This is a genomic window from Ruegeria sp. CH11 (assembly GCF_056537105.1).
Genome location: NZ_JBQFQX010000003.1, coordinates 26,574 through 47,177, shown reverse-complemented (window position 1 = coordinate 47,177; position 20,604 = coordinate 26,574). Strand labels below are relative to the sequence as shown.

The following is a 20,604-nucleotide window of genomic DNA, read 5'->3' as shown; positions in this document are numbered from 1 at the left end:
CCTAGTCGCTGGCGCGTAGAACCCGCGCTGGACGGATCGCCAGCGGTCGCAGGGCGAATGTGAGTCCTGCGGCAAGCGTTACTATGATGCCAATAGCAATGATACCCAGTGCCGAGGGCCAGATGATCGCAAAATCGGTGTCGAAGATGTAGGTGGCCACAGCCCAGCCGCCCATGATGCCTGCGAATAGCGCGACCAATCCTGCGGCGGCCCCCAGCAGTATCGAGCGTAGTGCAAAGCTGAGCAATATGCGCCGACGGCTTGCTCCCAGTGTTTTCAGCACCGCGGCTTCATAGCGCCGCGCGGGCTCTCCGGCAGCAGCGGCGCCGATCAGGACCAGAAAGCCTGTTAGCAGAGACACGCCAGCCCCATAAGACGTTGCCGCAGCCAGCCCGGCCAACAGCCCGGACACACGGTCAATAGCGTCGCGCACCCGGATGGCCGTGATGTTGGGGTACTGACCGGCCAGATCGCGCAGAATGGCGGCCTCGGCCTGTTCTTCGGCATAGACGGTGGCGATAAAGCTGTGCGGCGCTCCGGACAGGGCCGAGGGGTTCAGAGACATGATGAATCCCAGTTCGGCCGTCGAATAATCCACCTCGCGCAGCGAGGTGATCTGGGCGGTGATATCGCGCCCCAGAATGTTAACGGTCAGCATGTCGCCGAGTTTCAGACCCATCTCTTGCGCTTCTTCGGCTGCGAAGCTGACCTGCGGTGGTCCGTCGTAATCTTCCGACCACCACGACCCGTCGGTGATCCGGGTGTTCTTGGGCGGTTCGACAGAGTAAGTGACGCCACGATCACCTTCCAATACCCAATGATCGCCTGCGACAGAACTGGCGGGCAGGTCATTGATGCGCGTTATGATTCCGCGCAGCATTGGGGCGCTTTCGATGCGGCTGACGGCAGGATCGTTTTCCAGGCGGTTTAGAAAACCCGGCATCTGATCCTTTTGAATGTCCACGAAGAAATAGGACGGGGCCACATCTGGCAGATTGCCCGAGATTGCGTTGCGCAAGGTGCCGTCGATCTGCCCCACTGCTGCCAGAACGGACAGCCCAAGCCCCAGAGACAGAACGGTCGAGCCTGCGCCCTCTTTCGGGCCGGAAATGGCGGAAAGTGCCCATCGCAACGGTGCTTTGCCCCGGGTCCAGACACTGCCTGCGCGGGCCAGCCAACGAATGCCGAAGGCAGCGAGTGACAGCAGCAACAACGCTCCGGCGATGCCGCCCGCCGTCCACAGGGTCAGTCGCGCCGACCCGTTGAACCACGCGGCGGATGCGATCAGCAGGGCTAGGCCCAAGCCTGTGGCAAGAACGTAGATCGGGCGCGGGATGGCGCGGGCCGCGCTCAGCGCATCGCGGAACAGGGTTGCGGCGCGGACATCCTCGGTCCGGGCCAGCGGCCAGAGCGTGAACACAAAGGCAGTCAGCAGGCCGTAAAGGGCAGCCTCGGCCAATGGTCGGGGATAGAGGGTGAAGACCGCTGGAACCGGAAGGCGGCTTTCGATGTGTGGCGCCAGCAACAGAGGCAATGCGCCGCCAATAACCAGACCGATTGCGATCCCCAGAGCGGAAAGCGCACCGATCTGGATCAGGTAGGTCTGGAATATGGTCGCCCGCGCAGCGCCCAACGTGCGCAGGGTGGCGATGGTGTCCGTTTTCTGCACCAGATAGGCCCGAACGGCGGCGGACACTCCGATGCCGCCAACAGCCAGACCTGCCAGTCCGACCAGCACCAGAAAGGCGCTCAGCCGCGCGACGAACTCGGCAATACCGGGCGCGCCGTTGCGGGCGTCGGTCCAACGCATTCCGGTCCCGTCGAAATCCCGAGCGGCTTCCGTTGCCAGCGTGGCCAAATCTACATCAGGTGACAGGTCAAGCCGGTATTTGGTCGAGAACAGCGTGCCCGGCTCCAAGAGGCCCGAGGCTCGCAGATCCTGTGTTCGCACCAATGTGCGCGGACCCAAAGCGAATCCGTCCGCTGCGCCATCGGGCTCGTGTTGCAAAGACGCCATCAGTACAAATGGCTGTGTCCCCAGAGAGAATTGATCACCGATTGCCAGACCGAGCCGATCAATTAAAAGCGGGTCCATAACCGCGCCGGGAAGACCGTCAGCGCCTGCCAGCGCATCGGTCAGGTTTAGGTCAGGCGTCAGCCGTACCGTGCCCAGCAACGGGTAAGCGCCGTCAACCGCCTTGACCTGCGTCAGCCCACGCTGCGCCTCTTCTCCGGTGCCGGTAACGGCCATGGATCGAAAATCGACCACCTCGGATACCGATTGCGCGGTGCCGTCCATCCATGCCCGTTCCTGCTCATCGGCAAACCGGTAGGTGAATTCCAACTGGGCGTCGCCACCCAAAAGCGCAGCCCCTTCCTGAGTCAGTCCTGTCTGAATGGCGTACCTGACCGAGCCAACAGCGGCGATGGCTGCAACCCCCAAAGCCAAACAGGCGAGAAAAATCCGAAATCCGTGCAACCCGCCGCGCAGCTCGCGCCGCGCCAGACGCCCGGCTATGCGCAGGCTCATTCGGCGGCCTCGCGTTGTGTGTCTTCTGCTATCCGACCGTCGCGCAAGCGCACGATACGATCGCATTTCTGCGCCAATGTGTGGCTGTGCGTCACCAGTATGAGGGTCGCACCATGACGGTCTCGCAGCCCGAACAAGAGGTCGATGATCGCGGCCCCATTGGTCTCGTCAAGATTGCCGGTCGGTTCATCTGCCAGCAGAATCTGTGGCCGCGGGGCAGCCGCGCGCGCCAAAGCCACGCGTTGCTGTTCGCCCCCGGACAATTGCGCCGGATAGTGGTCACGCCGGTGCGACAGCCCAACGGCGTCCAGCTCGACCTCGGCCCTTTGGAACGCATCTCGGTGTCCCGCCAGTTCCAGCGGCGTCGCCACGTTTTCAAGCGCGGTCATGGTGGGGATCAGGTGGAAGTTCTGAAACACGACACCCATCGCGTCGCGCCGCAAACGGGCCAGAGCATCCTCATCCATGTCATTCAGATTGTGGCCCAACGCATTTACGCTGCCCGCCGTGGCGCGTTCCAGACCACCCATCAGCATCAGCAGCGAGGATTTGCCAGACCCTGAAGGGCCAACCAGCCCCAGTGTTTCACCCTGACCTACTGTCAGAGAAATCTGGTGCAGAATATCGACCCGCCCGGCATTGCCATCCAGCGATAAAGCGGCATCTTGGAGGGTAAGAACAGGTGTTGTCATCAATCGGCCGATCACAGAGGGGTACAGTCCATTGGGATATGGCGTGAAATGGAAATTGCGCAAGGCTTTGATCCCTGCAGCGTTTGTCTGTTGCGGTTTTGCAGCGACGGCCGAACCGGTTGTGATCGCGGCTTTGGGGGATTCTCTGACACAAGGCTATGGCTTGCCGGAACAGGACGGGTTCGTCCCGCAACTCCAACGCTGGTTGCAGGATCAGGGGGCCGAGGTCCAGTTGATCAACGCAGGTGTATCAGGCGACACCACGGCCGGAGGGGCCGCGCGCGTCGACTGGACCCTGACGCCCGAGGTTGACGGGTTGATCGTTGCGCTGGGTGGCAACGATCTGTTGCGAGGCATCGACCCGGACGTGTCCCGCGCCAATCTTGAGGCCATCCTCAGGGCCGCCGACGCGTCCAGCGCCGAGGTGCTGTTGATCGGAATGCAGGCCCCGGGCAATTATGGCGCTGACTACAAACAGCGCTTTGACGCCATGTATCCCGAACTCGCGCAGCAGTTTGATGCGATCTATGCCGAAAGCTTCTTCGCAGGTCTCGCCAACGCAAACGATCTAGCAGCCGTGCGCCAATACATGCAAGCGGATGGAATCCATCCAAATGCGCAGGGCGTGTCCTTAATTGTCACCGCACTTGGGCCAGATGTTCTGACGCTTGCCGAGGAGGCCGCCAAATAGGAGGGTCCCAATGCCCGGACGGTTCTTTTTGACACGCCCGATATCCCAAATTGCCGAGTATCTGGGCGTTCGGGACAGCCTTCCTGCGCAACCACCTCGCCACAATATTCAACCAGGGCAGGAAGTGGTTGTTCTGACCGCCGACGGGATGGCAATGATGCGCTGGGGCATGATCCCGGTCGGTCGCGTGAATGCGCGTGGGCGTCCGGTGATGGAGACGATCATCAACGCTCGGTCCGAGACCGTTTTTGACAAAAGCGCATTCGAAGGCGTCGGGCGCGCCGTCATCCCCGTCGATGGCTGGTACGAATGGACCGGAGAGAAACGGCGGAAAACCGCATGGCGCATCGCTGCGTCAGACGGGTCACCCTTGCTGTTCGCGGCAATCACCGACGCCTGGCAGGCCCCTGGCGGGCTGCGCGTGGAACAGGTGGCCGCGGTGACCTGCGAGCCAAATGCGGATGTAAAGCCAATCCATCACAGAATGGGAGTGCTGCTTGAACAAAACGCTGTGCAGAAATGGCTGACTGGAACCGAAGAACAGGCCCAAAGCCTGACCAAACCCTGGCCAGACGGTTTACTGAAAATCCAACAGGCTGATGACGTGGATTGGTCGGCGCCTTAGACCACTGTCACCACGGTTCCGATCGGCACACGCGCATACAGGTCGATGACGTGTTCGTTCAGCATCCGGATACACCCGTTCGACACCGCATGTCCGATGGTCTGCGGCTGAGTGGTTCCGTGAATGCGGAAATAGGTATCGACCCCATTCTGGAACAGATAGAGCGCGCGGGCCCCCAAAGGGTTGTCCCCACCGCCCGGCTGAACATAGTCGTTGTCCTTGAACTTGGCATAGGCGATCGGATCGCGCTCGATCATTTCATCGGTCGGGCGCCAGGTCGGCCACTCTTTCTTGACGTCGATTGTAGCGGTTCCGGTGAACTCCAGCCCGGCCTTGCCCACACCGACACCATAGCGGATCGCCTTGCGCGGCTCGGTCACGAAATACAGATAGAATGAGCGGGGCGCGACCAGCAGCTGACCCGGCTGAAACTGCTTCTTGATACGCACATATTGCGGCGTCGGATCGTATTCCACCGGCTTTTTCTTGGCCATTGCCAGACCGGGCAAAAGGCTTGCGGCAGCGGTAGTCGCGATAAATGTGCGGCGTGTGAACATGGCAGGGCTCACCTATCCTTCAAAGAAAACTGAAAGCCAGTTTCCCGAGGATACCCGATTTGGTCAATCGGCGGACACGCATAAAGGGAATGTGATGTATTGCGAGGGCCACACTATGGCAGTGCGCAATGAATGGGGCGGAGAAGTCTCCGCCCCGAAAACCGGCTCAGGCCAGTTCGATGTTGTCGGCGCTTTCGCGGCCGTCACGACCAGCGCGCAGCTCGTACGTGACTTTCTGGTTGTCGGCCAGACCGGTGAGGCCCGAACGCTCGACAGCCGAAATGTGAACGAAGATGTCTTTGCCGCCATCTTCGGGTGCGATAAAGCCGTAGCCTTTGGTGGTGTTGAACCATTTTACGGTGCCTGCAGGCATATCCGTTGTCTCCTGTTTGGTGCTGCCCACGGAGTTGCGGCAGCCCGGCGTCGTTGTCTGTATCGATAGACTGAGCGCCGGAATCGGAGACAGTGGGTCGAAATAGAAAAACGTAAGCGCCTTTGATATGGCATTGGAGGGGGCGTGTGACAAGGGAGATTGTGGGGAATTCACTTTGCTTTCAGGGTTCAACAGGTGTTTTGGTCGGAATTCCGCCGAGCATTGAGCGTCCGACCGATTGGCCGTTTTCGTCAATCCTTCACGATATTCGTGCGGGTCAGGTCGATCCGGAGTGGAGTGGCGGTGTTACCGAACGGACGTATGGGGAACCGTAGGATGGGTGATTTCACCCGTCAATTGAAACGGTTTTGTTTTGTAGAATTGAGGAGTGATGGGTGCGAGCACCCATCCTAAGCTTGCTAGTCGTGCAGAGCAGTATATCGGTCCGATATCCAATCATAGAATAAGATACGGGGTAGTGATTCCGGCCCTCGGATCGGTATCGCGTCATCACACGGCGAAAAAAATCGGTTTGCAATACAGATTGTTTGCTCAGGGCGCTTATTTATCTTGTCGTCGTTGTTTTCCGGCCAAAGCCAATTGATAAGTGCAGTTTCGGTTTGGTCCAAGTCTTTGGCGGCAGATTTTCTTGTATTGCCTGGTTTTGTCCGGCGGCCACTCTTCCCTTGACTGCTGACTATTCCGTACCAAAACGCCCCTTCATTATTTTCCGCCGAGATTTTGTGGTGGGCTTGGAAACGAATATCGGGTCGTTCAGTCATGCCAATGTATTGAGCGCAACTCAGAGCGTCTTCTGCAAAGTAGATCAGTTTAGCGCCTTTAGTTTCATTCGAGATGTCGTCTTTGAATTCGTCGTATGATTTGTAGGGGCCGAACCAGTCTATACATACCCCCAAGCTCGATTCTTCTTCCCAATAGGTTCTTGTTGGCTTGTTCAAAATAAACCTCGCAATTTTCTCTCTTCTTGTCGTGAGGGGCAATACCCCTCACGATAAACCTACCGCGCAAACTTCTTATGCTTCAACCGCTTGGGCTCCAACGCATCCGGTCCCAAGCGGCGCTTTTTGTCCTCTTCGTAGTCCTCGAAGTTGCCCTCGAACCACTCCACATGCGCGTCGCCCTCGAACGCCAGAATATGCGTACAGATCCGGTCGAGGAAGAAACGGTCGTGCGAGATGACCACGGCGCAGCCGGCGAAATCGACCAGCGCGTCTTCCAGCGCGCGCAGGGTTTCGACGTCGAGGTCGTTGGTGGGTTCGTCGAGCAGCAGGACGTTGCCGCCCTCTTTCAGCAGGCGGGCCATGTGGACGCGGTTGCGCTCACCACCCGACAGTAGAGAGACCTTCTTCTGCTGGTCGCCACCCTTGAAGTTAAACGACGAGCAATAGGCGCGGGAGTTGACCTGCGCGTCACCCAATTGGATGATCTCGGCGCCGCCGGTGATCGCCTCCCACACGGTGTCGTTGTCTTTCAGGTCGTCGCGGGACTGGTCGACATAAGACAGCTCGACCGTGTCGCCCAGCGTGATGGTGCCGCTGTCGGGCTGTTCCTGACCGGTCAGCATCTTGAAGAGGGTCGATTTACCCGCACCGTTGGGGCCGATGACGCCGACAATGCCGCCGGGGGGCAGGGCAAAGTCCAGCCCTTCGATCAGTTGCTTGTCGCCCATATGTTTCGAAAGGCCCTCGACCTCGATCACCTTGCCACCAAGGCGCTGGCCGTTGGGGATGACGATCTGGGCGCGGGTCAGCTTTTCGCGTTCAGACTGGTCTGCCAACTCGTTATAGGCGTTGATCCGGGCCTTGGATTTGGCCTGACGGGCCTTTTGACCCTGACGCATCCATTCCAGTTCGCGCTGCAGGGTCTTCTGCTTGGACTTGTCCTCGCGGGCTTCCTGTTCGAGGCGTTTGGCCTTTTGTTCCAGCCATGCGGAGTAGTTGCCCTCGTAAGGAATGCCGCGGCCGCGGTCGAGTTCGAGGATCCAGCCGGTGATATCATCCAGGAAGTAACGGTCGTGGGTGACGATCAGGATGGTGCCCTTGTAGTCGATCAGGTGCTGTTGCAGCCAGGCGATGGTCTCGGCGTCCAGATGGTTGGTCGGTTCATCTAACAGCAGCATGTCGGGCGCTTCGAGCAGCAGTTTGCAGAGCGCCACGCGGCGTTTCTCACCCCCCGAGAGGTTGGCGATGTTGGCGTCGTCCGGTGGGCAGCGCAGGGCCTCCATCGAGACGTCGATCTGGCTGTCGAGGTCCCAGAGGTTTTCGGCGTCGATGGCGTCCTGCAGGGTGGTCATCTCTTCCATCAGTTCGTCCGAGTAGTTCTCGGCGATCTCCGTGGCGATTTCGTTGAACCGGTCGACCTTGGCCTTTTTCGCGGCGACGCCCAGCATGACGTTTTCGCGGACGGTCAGGGATTCATCCAGCTGCGGTTCCTGCGGTAGGTAACCGACCTTGGCGCCCTCGGCGGCCCATGCCTCACCGGTGAAATCAGTGTCGAGACCGGCCATGATCTTCATCAGCGTCGATTTACCCGCGCCATTGACGCCGACAACACCGATTTTCACGCCGGGCAGAAAGCTCAGGTGGATGTTTTCAAAGCACTTCTTGCCACCGGGATAGGTCTTTGAGACACCCTGCATGTGGTAGACATATTGATAGGCGGCCATGTCGCGTCCTCTGGGTCGGGGAAATTGGGTTGGAACGCTGGATATCCGAGCGGGACGGGCGGGGCAAGCTGGTCGCTTTGTGATTTTTATTGACGGGCTGAAGCGACTAAATTCGCTGTACCGCAAAAGGAGTGGATTTTGTCAGAGCTGGCAGAGTTGATTGCAGGATGGGCACAGCCGGGGCGGGTTGAGTGGATCGGAGTTCGACCTGAACGGCGTGCCGCGATGCAGTTAATTGAGACAAGCGTTATCGCGACCGACGGCCTAGACGGGGACCGTAGTTGCGCAGGTAAGAGGGCGGTGACCTTGATCCAGCAAGAGCATCTGGCGGCGATAGGCTCTTTTCTTGGGCAAGCGCCGGTCGCGCCCGAGATTTTACGACGCAATCTCGTGGTTTCCGGGATCAATTTGGCGGCACTCAAGGGGCGAGAGTTGCGCGTGAGCGAGGCAGTTTTACGGATTTCCGTAATTTGTGCACCGTGTAGCCGGATGGAGGAGGCGCTGGGCAGGGGCGGCTATTCCGCCGTACGGGGGCATGGCGGATGGTGTGCCGAAGTCGTCGTGCCCGGACGTGTCAGGCTTGGTGATGTGGTGCGACCGATTGATTGACAACCCCTCTCAGTTCTGAACATCAGCAGGGGATGGAGCGTTACGCTATTCCATATGCGCGGCCCGGGCAGGTTGTGGGGTTGTTCGGGGGGTCTTTCGATCCGCCGCATGTTGGTCATGTGCACGTGACGCGTGAGGCGATGAAGGCCTTTGGGCTGGATCGCGTGTGGTGGCTGGTATCTCCGGGCAATCCGCTCAAGGCGCGCGGGCCTGCGCCTTTGGCAAAACGGATCGCAGCGGCGCGGGATGTGATGCGACATCCGCGCGTTGAGGTGACCGATATCGAAGCGGTGACAGGGACGCGGGCAACGGCGGACACCTTGGCGGCGCTGCGCGCGCTTTACCCGCAGGTCAAGTTCGTCTGGTTGATGGGCGCCGACAATCTGGCGCAGTTCCACCTTTGGAAGGACTGGCGGCAGATTATGGACAGCGTGCCGGTGGGTGTGATTGCACGGCCAGGGGATCGGATATCGGCCAGGATGTCCCCGGCAGCGAGGCTCTACGCCAAATACCGGATCGACGGTCAGGCACGACAGCTGTTGGGCCGGGCCGAGGCACCGGCCTGGTGTTTTGTGAATGTGCCGATGGTCGATGTCAGCTCGACCGAGTTGCGCAGTCGCGGCGGCTGGAGCGATGGGGTGTTGCCGGAATGACTCCTCTCGGCGCATAATCTTAATCAAGTGATTGTCTGTATTTAAACTCTGGGATTCTAATAGACCCATGGTTGATCGTATTTCGCGTCGTTTATTTCTGGGTGGATTGGGGGCGTCTCTGGTTCCGGGAACAGGACTGGCTGAGGCGCCTTTGGTGTCTCTGCGTCCTGTGTTGCGTGGGCCGAAGCCCAGCGGGGCCGAGCGGTTGGTTCAGGCGGCCGGACTGCCCGGAGATGTGGTTTTTGCCGTCGCCGACGTCGAAACCGGCACGCAATTGGAGGCGTTCGGCGAAGGCCAAAGCCTGCCACCGGCCAGTGTCGCCAAAGCGTTGACGGCGCTTTATGCGTTGGATGTGTTGGGGCCGGACTTTCGGTTTGAAACCAGGCTGGTTGCTGACGGACCTCTCGAGAACGGTATTCTCAACGGCGATCTGATTCTGGTGGGCGGTGGCGACCCGCTTTTGGACACGGATGCATTGGCCCGAATGGCTGCCAATCTGCGCGAGGCTGGGATCACCGAGGTCCGGGGTGCCTTCAAGGTCTATGATGGCGCTCTGCCCTACGTGTTCAGCATCGATCCCGGGCAGCCCGATCATGTGGGGTACAGCCCCGCGATCACCGGAATTTCCCTGAATTTCAATCGGGTTCATTTTGAGTGGAAACGTGCGGCGAGCGGGTATGACGTGTCCATGGACGCACGAAGTGCGCGTTACAACCCGTCAGTCGACATGGCGGCGATGCGGGTCGAGAACCGAAGCCTGCCGATCTACACCTATCAGCCCAGTGCCCGGCAAGACCGGTGGACCGTCGCCAAGGGCGCGCTTGGCAACGGGGGGGCCAGATGGCTGCCGGTGCGCAAACCAGCGCTTTATGCTGGCGACGTATTTCGTACATTGGCGCGCGCGAACGGGATCGTGCTGGGGCCAATCCAAGTTACGCGCCAAGCACCGCAAGGCACGGTCCTGGTCGTAAACCAGAGCGACCCGTTGAAAAGCATTCTGCGGGGGATGCTGAAATATTCGACCAACATCACTGCCGAGATGGTTGGGCTAGCGGCATCCAACGCGCGCGGTGCAAAACCGCAGAGCCTGTCCGAGTCCGCGCAGGAGATGAACCGCTGGGCTTTGGAAACCTATGGCGTCGGCGGCATCGCGATGGTCGATCATTCGGGACTGGGTGACATGTCTCGCATGGCACCTGCGGATTTGGTGACGGCCTTCGTCGCCGCCCGCAGGTCGGGGCTGTTGCGACCATTGCTGAAGCCCTTTGCGCTTACCGACAGTCAGGGCCGCACCGTTAAGGATCATCCGATCAAAGTCGATGCAAAGACCGGTACGTTGAACTTTGTCTCGGGGCTGGGCGGGTTCCTGACGACGGCCGATGGGTCCGAGCTGGCTTTTGCAATATTCACGGCGGATGTGGACCATCGAGCGACGATTCCGAGGGCGCATCGTGAGCGTCCGGAAGGCGCCCGCAGCTGGAACCGCAGGTCGCGAAAACTCCAGCGGTCTCTGATCGAAAGATGGGGCGCGCTGTACGGGAGCTGAACAGCTCAGATCGTGTGGCGCGCGCGCGCACCGCGTTCGATGGCTGCGGCGTGCAGCCGGTCGATGTCAAGCTCGTACCGAATTTCTTCCAGCAACCGCAATTCGGTTTCCGCCAGCGTCCCGTCCGCAGCGGCAACGTCACAGGCCAGCGCATAGGCGGTTTCGTTCAGACGCTCAGGCAGATTGTCACGGATCAGGCCGAACATCGCATCCAGACCGTCTTCTTGCTCGAACAAATCAAAAACAATCTGCGAGACCCGCCGGGTGCGGTCGATGTCATAACCCGCAAAAACCGGCAACATATTCACCGCGCCTTCGATCTTTACCAGTTCTGCCGTGCGGATGGTTTCGTCCGAAGCCGAGATCGCAACCATGATTGCCACCAGGCAATCCTGCGGGGACATCGGGTGAGGAGTTTGCTCGGGCATTGGGTCGTCCTGAATATTGGGTCTGTTGGCGCACGATAGGTGGGCGCGAATGCGAGTTCAACAGGTTGTTCAAATCGCTCAAGAACAGGTAGGTTTCGAACGCCAGCTCAAGACTTGTGCGATCGAGCCAGTTCGATCGAGAGATCAGGGTGTCGTGGAGCTACTTTTCTTTCTTGCGGTAAATTTTGTTTTTTGTGATTTCCAAGTAATTCGGATCTGTCTTTACGTAATGGTCGACCAAGAGTTTCACTTGTTTTGCGTCTATTTGCTCGGCTGTATATTGCTCGGCGATTGCAGGTACCTTTTTCGGATCCAGAGATGAGCCGCGTAGCCTCCAATTATAGTCGTCAAAGTCCAGATAACCGCCAGGTCTCAGCAGTCGATCACCCAGAAAATAAGACAGCGCATCGATGCAAAAGGTGTGAGCACCGTCAAGAAAGATATAGTCGAAGAGGGGCTGATGCTGGTTCTTGATATAAAGCTGCATCAAATTCCAGTTGTAGCTGTCGAGGTGGCGCATTGAATTGCCAAAATATTGTACGCGATCTCCAAAATCGGCAAGGCGGGTGCGCGCCGCGTCAATCGTATCATGGAAGTCGAACAGGTAGACTCGGGAGTTCGGAAAGCTGTTCAGTACGAACTCGGCGGTGGAAGCCTGATAAATTCCAAGTTCGGCGTAACGAAGGTTCGCGTCTGCGTTGAATAGTTTGGTCAGTGCTTGTTGGGTTCCGCTGGTGCCGCGCTTTGCGACTTTAAGATTGCTCGGGTACCACTTGTCCAATTTCTGCTCCAGCGTGAAGGTTCCAATGACGCGACCATGTGTGATTTGAGATCGATGTTCAACGGGTGGTTGGCCGTCGTCCGTTCGAATTTTGCTAACGAGACGAACTTGGCGGCACCTGAGGTCGAAACCCACATATGATTGACATATCTAGATTGAGTTAGAGCATCAAATAATCGACAAGTTACGCCAAAGAGCGAAGCTGTATGAGTAACAAAATCCGACGTGCGTTTATTGACTCATACTGCACCTGCACAATAACAGGGGCCGGGTTGGGCGCATGGGGTGTCCGGCGCGTTCCCTATGGAGTATTCAAATGTCTGATCTGCGTGAAACCGCGATGACGTCCAAAGCCTGGCCGTTTGAAGAGGCGCGGCGGTTGCTCAAACGCTATCAGAAGGGTGCTCCGGATAAGGGCTATGTTCTGTTCGAGACGGGGTATGGTCCCTCGGGCTTGCCGCATATCGGGACGTTTGGTGAGGTTGCGCGAACAACGATGGTCAAGCGCGCGTTTGAGGCGCTGTCGGATATCCCTACCAAGCTGATCTGTTTCTCGGACGATCTGGACGGGATGCGCAAGGTGCCGACCAATGTGCCGAACGCCGAAATTCTCGAGCAGCATCTGCAGCGTCCGCTGACTTCGGTGCCCGATCCGTTTGGCGAGTGCGACAGCTTTGGTGAACATAACAACGCGATGCTGCGTCGGTTCCTGGATACGTTCGGGTTCGAGTATGAGTTCTATTCGGCAAAGGAATTCTATGAATCCGGACAGTTCGACGAGGTACTGAAGCGGGCGGTTGAACGCTATGATGAGATCATGGCGATCATGCTGAAAAGCCTGCGGGAAGAGCGTCAGCAGACCTATTCTATCTTTCTGCCACTGCATCCCGAAAGCGGGCGGGTGATGTATGTGCCGATGAAGAAGGTCTGTGCCGAGACCTACACCGTGACCTTTGATGACGAGACCGGCAAGGAATGGACAGTTCCTGTCACCGGCGGCCACGTAAAACTGCAGTGGAAGCCGGATTTCGGTGCGCGCTGGGCGGCGCTGGGTGTGGATTTCGAGATGTATGGCAAGGAACATGCCACCAACGAGAAAATCTATGACGCGATCTGCCGCGCTTTGGGCGGTCGCGCGCCCGAGCATTTCAGCTATGAGCTGTTTCTGGACGAGAACGGGCAGAAGATTTCCAAGTCGTCGGGCAATGGTGTTTCGATTGATGAATGGCTGACTTATGCGCCGACCGAAAGTCTTGCCTATTTCATGTATCAAAAACCCAAGACGGCCAAGCGGATGCATTTCGATGTAATCCCGAAGGCGTATGATGAGTATCATCAGCAGTTGCGCGCCTATCCCGGCCAGGACTTGAAGGCGCAGTTGAACAATCCGGTGTGGCATATCCACGGCGGCGACGTGCCTGAATCCACGCTGATGGTGCCGTTTGCAATGTTGTTGAATTTGGCCTCAGTGTCCGGGGCCGAGGATAAAGAGGCCCTGTGGGGCTTTATCCGCCGCTATGCGCCCGAGGCCACGGCGCAAACGCATCCAGACCTGGATCAGGCGGCGGGCTTTGCGGTGCGCTATTTCAACGACTTCGTCAAACCAACACGACAGCACCGCGCGCCGACGGAGCAGGAGCGCGAAGCGCTGGAGGCGTTGAAAGCGGCTTTGGAAGCCTATGACGGGCCGATGGAAGACGAAGCGTTGCAATCGGTCGTTTATTCCATCGGACGCGAGCGGTTTGATCCGATGCGCGGCTGGTTCACGGCACTGTACGAAGTGCTGCTGGGCGCGTCGCAAGGCCCTCGGTTCGGTGGTTTCATCGCGCTATACGGTGTGCCCGAGACGATAGCCCTGATCGACAAGGCGCTGGCCGGAGAGCTGGTCTGATTTGACCTGGTGGCGCATGGGGCTACCCTTCGGGCAGGAGGATGACCTATGCGCCGTATTTTGCTTGCCGTTGCCCTGAGTGCCGGATTGACGACCTCAGCCTTTGCTCAGAATGCCGAGATTGAGGCCAATATCTCGGCGCAGATACAGGCGTTCAAGGCGGATGATTTCGCAACCGCCTTTACCTTTGCCAGCCCCAATATTCAGCGCCTGTTCGGCACGCCCGAGAACTTTGGCGTCATGGTGCGGCGCGGCTACCCGATGGTCTGGAGACCGTCGGATGTGCGATTTCTGGAATTGCGCGAAATTGCCGGCAACCTATGGCAAAAGGTCATGATCACCGATGGCAACGGTAGGGTACATATCCTGGACTACCAGATGGTACAGCGGGAAAATGACTGGAAGATCAATGGTGTCCAATTGCTGGGCAACGCTGACCCTGCAGCCTGACGCAACACCACCGTGACGGTAACATGAGCGGTAATTAATCCCTTTTCGGTACTCAGACCTTCGCGATCCGGGTTTGGCCCGGACCCGAGGTTTACGCGCGTAGCAATGTATTGCGGCGCATATGGGAAAGGGATTTCTATGAACAAAGCAATCACCGACGGCATTGTGTTCATGCCACCTGCATTTGCGGACGGATTGGGTGTCTGGTCCAGCGGCGATGGCACATCCGGGTCGCCGACTTATGATGGGTCCGGAACCGGCGCATTTGTGCCGGCTGACGCCGATTTCGCCGGGTGTTTGGAGATCTTTAAAACCGAGGCTACCCAACGCCTGCGTTATATGGGCCAGACCCAATTGTTGCCGGGTTGCTATTTGCAGATCAAAGCGCGTGTCAAAGCAATCAGCGGTCCCTTGCCCGAGGTTCGCATCGCTGGTTGGGCTGGCGGCGCGGGTGATGCACATGTGGCAGGTCTGATCGAGCAGGGCCCGGCGACGCAGCTGGCCGCATATGGCCGGGTCTACGAGGTATCGGCCATTGTTGGCAGTGGCAGTCGGCAGGGTGTGGACATGCCCTGGGGTTCGCAGGCGCTGTACGGACATTTTGGATTGGATATCAACGGTACCAACGGTGCGCTTGTTCGCATCGACGATATCGAGATTACGGATGTGTCCGGCGTGTTTCTGCGGGACATGCTCGGCTTGGTTGACGTGCGTGACTTTGGCGCCGTCGGGGACGGGGTGACCGACGACTCGGCTGCTTTTGAAGCGGCGGATCAGGCGGCAAACGGGCGGCGGATCTATGTGCCGCAGGGGACCTATCTGCTTGAACAGCACACCAGCCTGTCCTCGGATGTCGATTTTGATGGCACCGTGACAATGCCCGCAGACCGAATGCTGTTGTTGACCAAGAGTTTCGATTTGCCGACCTATATCTCGGCCTTTGGCGACGAGGAACTGGCGTTCAAAAAGGCGTTTCAGGCTTTACTGAACAACGCCGATCATGACTCGCTGGATCTGGGTGGGCGCAAGATAGCCGTGACCGCGCCGATCGACATGCAGGCGGCGGTCCCGAACCGGGACAGCTATGCCACAAGGCGGGTCATTCGGAACGGGCAATTCGATGTCAAAAGCAGCGCGAACTGGGAGACCGCGACCTATACGTCGGTTGCGACATACAGCCCGTCGAACTCTACCCGATTGTCTAACGTGGCCAATGTCGCGAATATCCCGGTTGGTGCCCTAGTCACCGGCAGCGGCGTCGGGCGCGAGATATATGTGCAGTCCAAAAATGTCGGCGCGGGCGAAATCACGTTGAACGCGCCGATTTATAACGCTGCGGGCACGCAGACATTCACTTTTACCGACTTCAAATACCTGCTGGATTTCAGCGGGTTCAGCTCACTACAGAAGTTCGGCATGGAAGGGATCGAGTTCCAGTGCAACAGCCGATGCAGCGCCATTCGCCTGGCGCCAAGCGGCAACACGTTTTCGCTGAAGGACTGCTTTGTCAGCCGCCCCAAAGATCGTGGCATCACCTCGATCGGGACCGGTTGTCAGGGCATGCTGATCGACGAATGCCAATTCCTGTCCAGCGAAGAGGGGCTGGAGGTCGCGGATCGCAGCTCGATTGCCGTGAATTCCAACGCGAACGACGTCAAGTTGCGCCACAATCGTGCGAACCGGTTCCACCACTTTGCCGTTCTGGGCGGTGACAATAATCTGGTCCTGGGGAACCACTTTTTTCAGGGCGACAACGGAACGAGTGGCGTGCGAAACGCCGGGCTGGTTCTGATCGGGGGCTACAACAGTTCCTCGATCGCAGAGAACTATGTGGACAATTGCTTTATCCAGTGGACAAACGAGCGGGATGCGTCGCCTGGCTACAGCTCGGGCTATTCGTTCAGTGCGCTCAGCATCACCGATAACATCTTTTACGCCAGTGGTGTTGCGTCGTGGTTCAGCTATATCTCGATCCGCCCATATGGCACCGGGCATTTCCTGAACGGATTGACCGTGACCGGAAACAAGTTCCGCGTGAACGCGGGCAATGTTTCCCGTGTCGATCGGGTGGATACCACTTTTGCCTCTTTGAACCCGGATCGGTACTCGAGGTTGAACTTCGCGAGCAATACGTTTCACGGGATTACCACGGCTTGTGAAAACCCGCTTCGGATCAAGCACAAGCGTAGTTCGAGATCATCTTCGTGGTCTATTGGCACCAGCGGTCGGCTGCCTTTTGGAGGGCGCACACGAGGCTGCGATTCGGTGGTCGCGATTGCGCCTCTGCGGAACTCGCTGAACTCGACCAGATACACCGCGCCTTATGTCGAGCTGAAAGAGGGATCGAATCAGAACGCGATCCGGCTGCGTTGGACAGAATCGCTGAGCGGTGAGGTTTCGGTCATCGTGCGCGCCGATAGCTGAAAACAGATCGTACAGGCTGCTCTGATCGAAGGGCAGCCTTTCCCTCAATAGGTCAGCCACAGAGCAAATTTGAACCCTGTTTTGTCGCGAAAGGAATTGCGCTCGGCCCCGAAGATCCAAGCGGTTTTGCCGTTCTTTGGACGATACATTATCGAGGGCCGCGCGCTCCAATAAAATGGTTGGTCCGGCGTATAGGTGGTTTCGATCTGAAGCAGCGGATCAAATCGTCGCCCCGATGACAGACCTGCGGTCAGATCCAGCTTGCGAAACAGCGCATCATGCGTGCGGTATTCCAACGCCGTATCTACAGCAATCCAGCCATTGCCGAGCCGTGTCCGAATACTTTTGCCATAAGACAACGTGGCCTTGTACATGGCCCAGGTATCAAGTTGGCGGTGATGCGCGCCGACGCCGAATTCGGCGGCCAGCCGACCGGCGCGACCGAAATCGGCCACTGGCACTCGCGCAAAGACAAGGGCGTGGCCATAGAGGTCCTGATGTTCTTCGGCATCCAGCCCCAGCGTAAGCTTGTGGCCCGCGCCCCATTCCGCATAGAGCGACGTCTTGTATTTGGTTTCGTCTTCGTCTTCCTTGAACACGGCCACCGCCGTGGCCGCAAACGCCGCGCCCTTTTCGCGCAACCATGCCCCGGCCAGAACCGGCCCGCAGGAGGTCAGAAACAGCAGAATTGCGCATAAGACACGTACCATGTCGGCAGCATCGTCAGACATGGTTAATGGATCGTTAGTAATCGATTCATTTTTTGGAAAGAAACATTTAGGCCTTGAGCAGAGGAAACAGGTTGCGATTTTCCAAGCTGTGTTAGGCTGGTCTCAGCCAAAGGAGAAGCCACATGCCACAGATATCAAAAACCGACGCCTCTCAGACTGTGATCACGACATTCGAGATGACCCCCGGCACCTGCCAGGATCTGCTCGAGGCGTTGACGGATGCCTATGCCGAATTCATCTCGAAACAGCCGGGTTTCATTGCTGCGGGCCTGCACGTCAATGACGCCCAGACCAGAATTGCCAACTACTCGCAATGGGCACGGCGCGAAGATTTCCTGGCCATGCTGCGAACACCGGAAATGCGCGAACGCAACCGGCGTATCAATGAACTGTGCAAAAGCTTTGAGCCCGTGATGTATGACGTGGCCGAGATATTCTGATCGGCCTGATGTGAATCAAGGACTCTCCGGCGACCCCGCGCCACTCTGGGGGCGCTGAGACGGAGGTAATTGCGATGTATCACAACATACTTGTTCCGATTTCCTTTGACGCCGAGCGCGACACTTCGGGCCCGCTGAAACTTGCGCAAATTCTGTCCACGCCGGACGCGCAAGTGACCCTGTTGCACGTGGTGGAACACATTCCGGATTACGCGATTTCCTACATGCCGACCGAATACATGTCCGAGGCGCGAAAGGCCATTCAGGCCGAGCTGGATGGCTTGGCCAGCAAGGTCCCCAATGCCAAGGGTGTTCTGGTTGAAGGCCATTCGGGCCGGACCATTCTGGACTGGGCCGAGGTTAACAAACCCGATCTGATCATCATGGCATCGCACCGGCCTGGTATGCAGGATTTGCTGCTGGGGTCCACGGCAACCCATGTGGTGCGCCACGCGAATTGCGCGGTGCATGTGGTGCGTTGATCCGATACGATCCAAGCCGTGCGTCAGTACCAAAATTGGCACAGGGGGTGAATTCCTTGTCCCGGTCACCGGCGGGTCACGGGATTGCCACATCTGGCCTTTATGCACCGCCCTATGACGACAGACGATTCTCAGGACCAGGTGATGTCTCGCCGCTCAATCCGGCGTCAGCGCCGCGCGGATGAACAGCGCCGACGGGCGCTGTCGCCTGTTCGTATTCTGGTGATGGTGATGGCCTTGCCGCTGACGACAGCGATCATCGCGGTTGGCACCTATTTCCGCGCGACCGAGCGTGACCGGCCCGAAGCGGTGCTGCACCTCGTGGCGCTGGCGGGCTGCGACGTGACCCAGGCGATGGGGTTCGGCGCATTCCGCGAGGGCGAGGCGGGCTATCACAAGCGCAACGACCCCGACGGAAACGGCATCGCCTGTGATCGCGCTGCACCAGCGTCCGCGCCAACCCAATCGATCTTGCCGGGAAACGAAGCCCCAAAACAGCGCATGGTCGGTAACGCCAAATTCGTACGCCCCTGAGACGATCCTTACCCTTGCCTCTCGCAAGCCCGAAGGTCAGGATCGGACCATGACCCGAGACGAGTTCAACACCTTCTGCGCAGGCCTCAATGCGACCACACATGTGGTGCAATGGGGCAATGCGGATGTGTGGAAAGTGGGCGGCAAAGTGTTTGCAATCTGTGGCTGGAATGACGGAAAGGACGCCTTCACCTTCAAGGCCACCGATCTGGCCTTTGAGGTGCTCAGCGACGAACCCGGTATCCGCCCTGCGCCCTATCTGGCCTCGCGCGGGATGAAGTGGCTGCAGGTCTACGAGCCGCGCGGGATGAGCGACGCCTCCCTGCGCGAGCATATCGTGACGTCGTATGATCTGGTGGTGGTGAAGCTGACCAAGAAGACGCGGGCGGAGTTGGGAGTGTAGGCGGGGCGATAACCTATCCCGCCATCTGACCGATCAGGACAGCTGAGCCCCGGCGCAATCGCGAAAGATGCGGACCTGCGGTGCTGCGCCGTCCAATGGAAACTCGGTCAACCGATCCTGCGTAAAGGCATAGGCGGTCTGATTGTATTCCAGCCCATTCAGAACATTACCGAACCCGGTATCCGTGACAGTCAGGGCCAAAGCGTTCTCCGACAAAACATGGCGCGGTGTGGCGATTTCGATGGGGTTCGGGCCATCGAACAGCATGGCGAACCAGGGGGCTTGAGTCCAGCCGTCGGTCTTTCGGGTGATGGTCAGCGTATAGAGCGGCTGCGCTGGGTCGTATGTCAGGAGTATCCCGGCCTGTTCGGTGTTGTGTGAGAGGGTGCAGATCTGGCCCACCGTGGCCTCCCATGCGGTGGCTGGGGTGGCGAGGAGCAGAGAGAGTAGAACGATGCGCATGTGCGGTTACTTAGCTGCCGACTACATGTGGACAACCGTTAACTCACTTTAAGTGAAAGTTTGATATCCTCGATTGCACCAATCTGAGAGTGGGAAAGCTGGTCGCCGGCCAGCGGCAACAACACGTCTTGCAAGCGATCCCAGGATTGCCCACTGTCGATTTTTCTCAGACGGCGTCCCAAGCGCGGGACTGCATCTGCGGGTCCATTGCATTGGGTCATCAACCAGCGCCCGAGAACTTCCATTTCTTGCGCTTCTTCTTCGGAGCAACGCAGTTTTGTACGCAGTAGAACGTGCAATTGCTGACGTTGTTCGGCGGTCGGAAGGGCGTCCAATTCGATGAATGCTTGCGCAATGGCACAGATGGCGATGCGTTCATCATCAATGCCTTCAACAGGATGGGCGTTGGCGACACTGCGAAATGCCAGCCTTCTTGGAGCGTTCTTGAGCGTCGTGGCAACGTCTTGCGCAGTATTGAGCGCTTCTCGTGGGTTGTTGCGAACCCACCACCAAATCGCGCCGCCAATGGCGGTCAGGATCAGAATGACAATAGGCAAATCAATAATCTCCGGCAGTATTCTTGGAGGCGATCATTTATCGCTTTGCTGCGGATTGC

At 58.4% G+C, this 20,604-nt stretch carries 23 protein-coding genes; 12 read left to right on the top strand and 11 right to left on the bottom strand.

What is annotated here, in order from left to right; all coding sequences use genetic code 11:
• Nucleotide 1: 1 nt before the first annotated feature.
• The gene (locus ACR0LX_RS06035) at nucleotides 2-2,530 is read right to left on the bottom strand and encodes an ABC transporter permease (protein ID WP_480782949.1); all 2,529 of its coding nucleotides are present in this window, start codon (nucleotides 2,528-2,530) and stop codon (nucleotides 2-4) included.
• The gene (locus tag ACR0LX_RS06030) at nucleotides 2,527-3,222 is read right to left on the bottom strand and encodes an ABC transporter ATP-binding protein (protein WP_480782948.1); all 696 of its coding nucleotides are present in this window, start codon (nucleotides 3,220-3,222) and stop codon (nucleotides 2,527-2,529) included. Before ACR0LX_RS06030 ends, ACR0LX_RS06035 begins: the two co-directional genes overlap by 4 nt.
• Nucleotides 3,223-3,265: 43 nt before the next feature.
• Here ACR0LX_RS06030 and ACR0LX_RS06025 point away from each other — a divergent pair, with 43 nt between their 5' ends.
• Both ACR0LX_RS06025 and ACR0LX_RS06020 read left to right on the top strand, forming a co-directional pair.
• Nucleotides 3,266-3,913, top strand: coding sequence for an arylesterase (locus ACR0LX_RS06025; protein ID WP_480782947.1), 648 nt, complete (start codon nucleotides 3,266-3,268; stop codon nucleotides 3,911-3,913).
• 10 nt (nucleotides 3,914-3,923) lie between these two features.
• Nucleotides 3,924-4,538 carry an SOS response-associated peptidase gene (locus tag ACR0LX_RS06020; protein WP_480782946.1) on the top strand — a complete coding sequence of 205 codons (615 nt, stop codon included), beginning with the start codon at nucleotides 3,924-3,926 and terminating at the stop codon, nucleotides 4,536-4,538.
• Here the strand turns inward: ACR0LX_RS06020 and ACR0LX_RS06015 are convergent.
• The 4 genes from ACR0LX_RS06015 to ettA form a co-directional block, all read right to left on the bottom strand.
• Nucleotides 4,535-5,095, bottom strand: coding sequence for a L,D-transpeptidase (locus ACR0LX_RS06015; RefSeq protein ID WP_480782945.1), 561 nt, complete (start codon nucleotides 5,093-5,095; stop codon nucleotides 4,535-4,537). The genes ACR0LX_RS06020 and ACR0LX_RS06015 overlap by 4 nt on opposite strands.
• Before the next feature lie 166 nt (nucleotides 5,096-5,261).
• Complete coding sequence (locus ACR0LX_RS06010) at nucleotides 5,262-5,468, bottom strand: cold-shock protein (RefSeq protein ID WP_010442474.1); 207 nt, start codon at nucleotides 5,466-5,468, stop codon at nucleotides 5,262-5,264.
• A gap of 419 nt (nucleotides 5,469-5,887) precedes the next feature.
• Nucleotides 5,888-6,427, bottom strand: coding sequence for a hypothetical protein (locus ACR0LX_RS06005; RefSeq protein WP_480782944.1), 540 nt, complete (start codon nucleotides 6,425-6,427; stop codon nucleotides 5,888-5,890).
• A gap of 59 nt (nucleotides 6,428-6,486) precedes the next feature.
• Entirely contained in the window at nucleotides 6,487-8,154 is a 1,668-nt protein-coding gene (ettA, locus tag ACR0LX_RS06000) for an energy-dependent translational throttle protein EttA (protein ID WP_480782943.1), read from the bottom strand.
• A 138-nt stretch (nucleotides 8,155-8,292) separates the two neighbouring features.
• Here ettA and ACR0LX_RS05995 point away from each other — a divergent pair, with 138 nt between their 5' ends.
• The 3 genes from ACR0LX_RS05995 (at nucleotide 8,293) to dacB (ending at nucleotide 10,962) form a co-directional block, all read left to right on the top strand.
• Complete coding sequence (locus tag ACR0LX_RS05995) at nucleotides 8,293-8,763, top strand: MOSC domain-containing protein (RefSeq protein ID WP_480782942.1); 471 nt, start codon at nucleotides 8,293-8,295, stop codon at nucleotides 8,761-8,763.
• A 32-nt stretch (nucleotides 8,764-8,795) separates the two neighbouring features.
• The gene (locus ACR0LX_RS05990; protein ID WP_480782941.1) at nucleotides 8,796-9,416 is read left to right on the top strand and encodes a nicotinate-nucleotide adenylyltransferase; all 621 of its coding nucleotides are present in this window, start codon (nucleotides 8,796-8,798) and stop codon (nucleotides 9,414-9,416) included.
• Nucleotides 9,417-9,483: 67 nt separating this feature from the next.
• Nucleotides 9,484-10,962, top strand: a complete 1,479-nt coding sequence (gene dacB / locus ACR0LX_RS05985) for a D-alanyl-D-alanine carboxypeptidase/D-alanyl-D-alanine endopeptidase (protein WP_480782940.1) — start codon at nucleotides 9,484-9,486, stop codon at nucleotides 10,960-10,962.
• 5 nt (nucleotides 10,963-10,967) lie between these two features.
• On the opposite strand, the gene ACR0LX_RS05980 is transcribed toward dacB, so the two are convergent.
• Both ACR0LX_RS05980 and ACR0LX_RS05975 read right to left on the bottom strand, forming a co-directional pair.
• The gene (locus ACR0LX_RS05980) at nucleotides 10,968-11,390 is read right to left on the bottom strand and encodes a tellurite resistance TerB family protein (RefSeq protein ID WP_480782939.1); all 423 of its coding nucleotides are present in this window, start codon (nucleotides 11,388-11,390) and stop codon (nucleotides 10,968-10,970) included.
• A gap of 160 nt (nucleotides 11,391-11,550) precedes the next feature.
• Nucleotides 11,551-12,171 (bottom strand): O-methyltransferase, encoded by a 621-nt coding sequence (locus ACR0LX_RS05975; protein ID WP_480782938.1) that lies wholly within the window; start codon nucleotides 12,169-12,171, stop codon nucleotides 11,551-11,553.
• Nucleotides 12,172-12,487: 316 nt separating this feature from the next.
• Between ACR0LX_RS05975 and ACR0LX_RS05970 the strand changes: the two genes are divergently transcribed.
• The 3 genes from ACR0LX_RS05970 to ACR0LX_RS05960 all read left to right on the top strand — a co-directional run bounded on the left by ACR0LX_RS05970 (nucleotide 12,488) and on the right by ACR0LX_RS05960 (nucleotide 16,936).
• Nucleotides 12,488-14,062, top strand: a complete 1,575-nt coding sequence (locus ACR0LX_RS05970; protein WP_480782937.1) for a lysine--tRNA ligase — start codon at nucleotides 12,488-12,490, stop codon at nucleotides 14,060-14,062.
• 48 nt (nucleotides 14,063-14,110) lie between these two features.
• Nucleotides 14,111-14,512: a DUF4864 domain-containing protein gene (locus ACR0LX_RS05965; protein ID WP_480575030.1), complete on the top strand. Its 402-nt coding sequence runs from the start codon at nucleotides 14,111-14,113 to the stop codon at nucleotides 14,510-14,512.
• A gap of 138 nt (nucleotides 14,513-14,650) precedes the next feature.
• Nucleotides 14,651-16,936 (top strand): glycosyl hydrolase family 28-related protein, encoded by a 2,286-nt coding sequence (locus ACR0LX_RS05960; protein ID WP_480782936.1) that lies wholly within the window; start codon nucleotides 14,651-14,653, stop codon nucleotides 16,934-16,936.
• Between the two features lie 44 nt (nucleotides 16,937-16,980).
• Here the strand turns inward: ACR0LX_RS05960 and ACR0LX_RS05955 are convergent, their stop codons facing one another.
• Nucleotides 16,981-17,667, bottom strand: coding sequence for a hypothetical protein (locus tag ACR0LX_RS05955; RefSeq protein WP_480782935.1), 687 nt, complete (start codon nucleotides 17,665-17,667; stop codon nucleotides 16,981-16,983).
• Nucleotides 17,668-17,789: 122 nt separating this feature from the next.
• Between ACR0LX_RS05955 and ACR0LX_RS05950 the strand changes: the two genes are divergently transcribed.
• The 4 genes from ACR0LX_RS05950 to ACR0LX_RS05935 all read left to right on the top strand — a co-directional run bounded on the left by ACR0LX_RS05950 (nucleotide 17,790) and on the right by ACR0LX_RS05935 (nucleotide 19,526).
• Nucleotides 17,790-18,107: an antibiotic biosynthesis monooxygenase family protein gene (locus tag ACR0LX_RS05950; RefSeq protein WP_480575039.1), complete on the top strand. Its 318-nt coding sequence runs from the start codon at nucleotides 17,790-17,792 to the stop codon at nucleotides 18,105-18,107.
• A 74-nt stretch (nucleotides 18,108-18,181) separates the two neighbouring features.
• Nucleotides 18,182-18,589, top strand: a complete 408-nt coding sequence (locus ACR0LX_RS05945; protein WP_480575042.1) for a universal stress protein — start codon at nucleotides 18,182-18,184, stop codon at nucleotides 18,587-18,589.
• Between the two features lie 144 nt (nucleotides 18,590-18,733).
• On the top strand, nucleotides 18,734-19,123 hold the full coding sequence (locus ACR0LX_RS05940) for an excalibur calcium-binding domain-containing protein (RefSeq protein ID WP_480782934.1): 390 nt from the start codon (nucleotides 18,734-18,736) through the stop codon (nucleotides 19,121-19,123).
• 49 nt (nucleotides 19,124-19,172) lie between these two features.
• Nucleotides 19,173-19,526 carry an MmcQ/YjbR family DNA-binding protein gene (locus tag ACR0LX_RS05935; protein ID WP_480782933.1) on the top strand — a complete coding sequence of 118 codons (354 nt, stop codon included), beginning with the start codon at nucleotides 19,173-19,175 and terminating at the stop codon, nucleotides 19,524-19,526.
• A 33-nt stretch (nucleotides 19,527-19,559) separates the two neighbouring features.
• Here the strand turns inward: ACR0LX_RS05935 and ACR0LX_RS05930 are convergent, their stop codons facing one another.
• Nucleotides 19,560-19,988: an excinuclease ABC subunit B gene (locus tag ACR0LX_RS05930; protein ID WP_480782932.1), complete on the bottom strand. Its 429-nt coding sequence runs from the start codon at nucleotides 19,986-19,988 to the stop codon at nucleotides 19,560-19,562.
• Nucleotides 19,989-20,026: 38 nt separating this feature from the next.
• On the bottom strand, nucleotides 20,027-20,545 hold the full coding sequence (locus ACR0LX_RS05925; RefSeq protein WP_480782931.1) for a hypothetical protein: 519 nt from the start codon (nucleotides 20,543-20,545) through the stop codon (nucleotides 20,027-20,029).
• Nucleotides 20,546-20,604 lie beyond the last annotated feature (59 nt).

What these genes read in the sequence shown, in the direction of transcription:
- ACR0LX_RS06015 (WP_480782945.1), bottom strand. Translation starts at nt 5,095, where the DNA reads ATGTTCACACGCCGCACATTTATCGCGACTACCGCTGCCGCAAGCCTT.
- ACR0LX_RS05930 (WP_480782932.1), bottom strand. Translation starts at nt 19,988, where the DNA reads ATGCGCATCGTTCTACTCTCTCTGCTCCTCGCCACCCCAGCCACCGCA.
- ACR0LX_RS05955 (WP_480782935.1), bottom strand. Translation starts at nt 17,667, where the DNA reads ATGTCTGACGATGCTGCCGACATGGTACGTGTCTTATGCGCAATTCTG.
- ACR0LX_RS05970 (WP_480782937.1), top strand. Translation starts at nt 12,488, where the DNA reads ATGTCTGATCTGCGTGAAACCGCGATGACGTCCAAAGCCTGGCCGTTT.
- ACR0LX_RS05990 (WP_480782941.1), top strand. Translation starts at nt 8,796, where the DNA reads ATGGAGCGTTACGCTATTCCATATGCGCGGCCCGGGCAGGTTGTGGGG.
- ACR0LX_RS06035 (WP_480782949.1), bottom strand. Translation starts at nt 2,530, where the DNA reads ATGAGCCTGCGCATAGCCGGGCGTCTGGCGCGGCGCGAGCTGCGCGGC.
- ACR0LX_RS05935 (WP_480782933.1), top strand. Translation starts at nt 19,173, where the DNA reads ATGACCCGAGACGAGTTCAACACCTTCTGCGCAGGCCTCAATGCGACC.
- ACR0LX_RS06010 (WP_010442474.1), bottom strand. Translation starts at nt 5,468, where the DNA reads ATGCCTGCAGGCACCGTAAAATGGTTCAACACCACCAAAGGCTACGGC.
- ACR0LX_RS05945 (WP_480575042.1), top strand. Translation starts at nt 18,182, where the DNA reads ATGTATCACAACATACTTGTTCCGATTTCCTTTGACGCCGAGCGCGAC.
- ACR0LX_RS05950 (WP_480575039.1), top strand. Translation starts at nt 17,790, where the DNA reads ATGCCACAGATATCAAAAACCGACGCCTCTCAGACTGTGATCACGACA.
- ACR0LX_RS05965 (WP_480575030.1), top strand. Translation starts at nt 14,111, where the DNA reads ATGCGCCGTATTTTGCTTGCCGTTGCCCTGAGTGCCGGATTGACGACC.
- dacB (WP_480782940.1), top strand. Translation starts at nt 9,484, where the DNA reads ATGGTTGATCGTATTTCGCGTCGTTTATTTCTGGGTGGATTGGGGGCG.
- ACR0LX_RS06030 (WP_480782948.1), bottom strand. Translation starts at nt 3,222, where the DNA reads ATGACAACACCTGTTCTTACCCTCCAAGATGCCGCTTTATCGCTGGAT.
- ACR0LX_RS05940 (WP_480782934.1), top strand. Translation starts at nt 18,734, where the DNA reads ATGTCTCGCCGCTCAATCCGGCGTCAGCGCCGCGCGGATGAACAGCGC.
- ACR0LX_RS05960 (WP_480782936.1), top strand. Translation starts at nt 14,651, where the DNA reads ATGAACAAAGCAATCACCGACGGCATTGTGTTCATGCCACCTGCATTT.
- ACR0LX_RS05980 (WP_480782939.1), bottom strand. Translation starts at nt 11,390, where the DNA reads ATGCCCGAGCAAACTCCTCACCCGATGTCCCCGCAGGATTGCCTGGTG.
- ettA (WP_480782943.1), bottom strand. Translation starts at nt 8,154, where the DNA reads ATGGCCGCCTATCAATATGTCTACCACATGCAGGGTGTCTCAAAGACC.
- ACR0LX_RS06020 (WP_480782946.1), top strand. Translation starts at nt 3,924, where the DNA reads ATGCCCGGACGGTTCTTTTTGACACGCCCGATATCCCAAATTGCCGAG.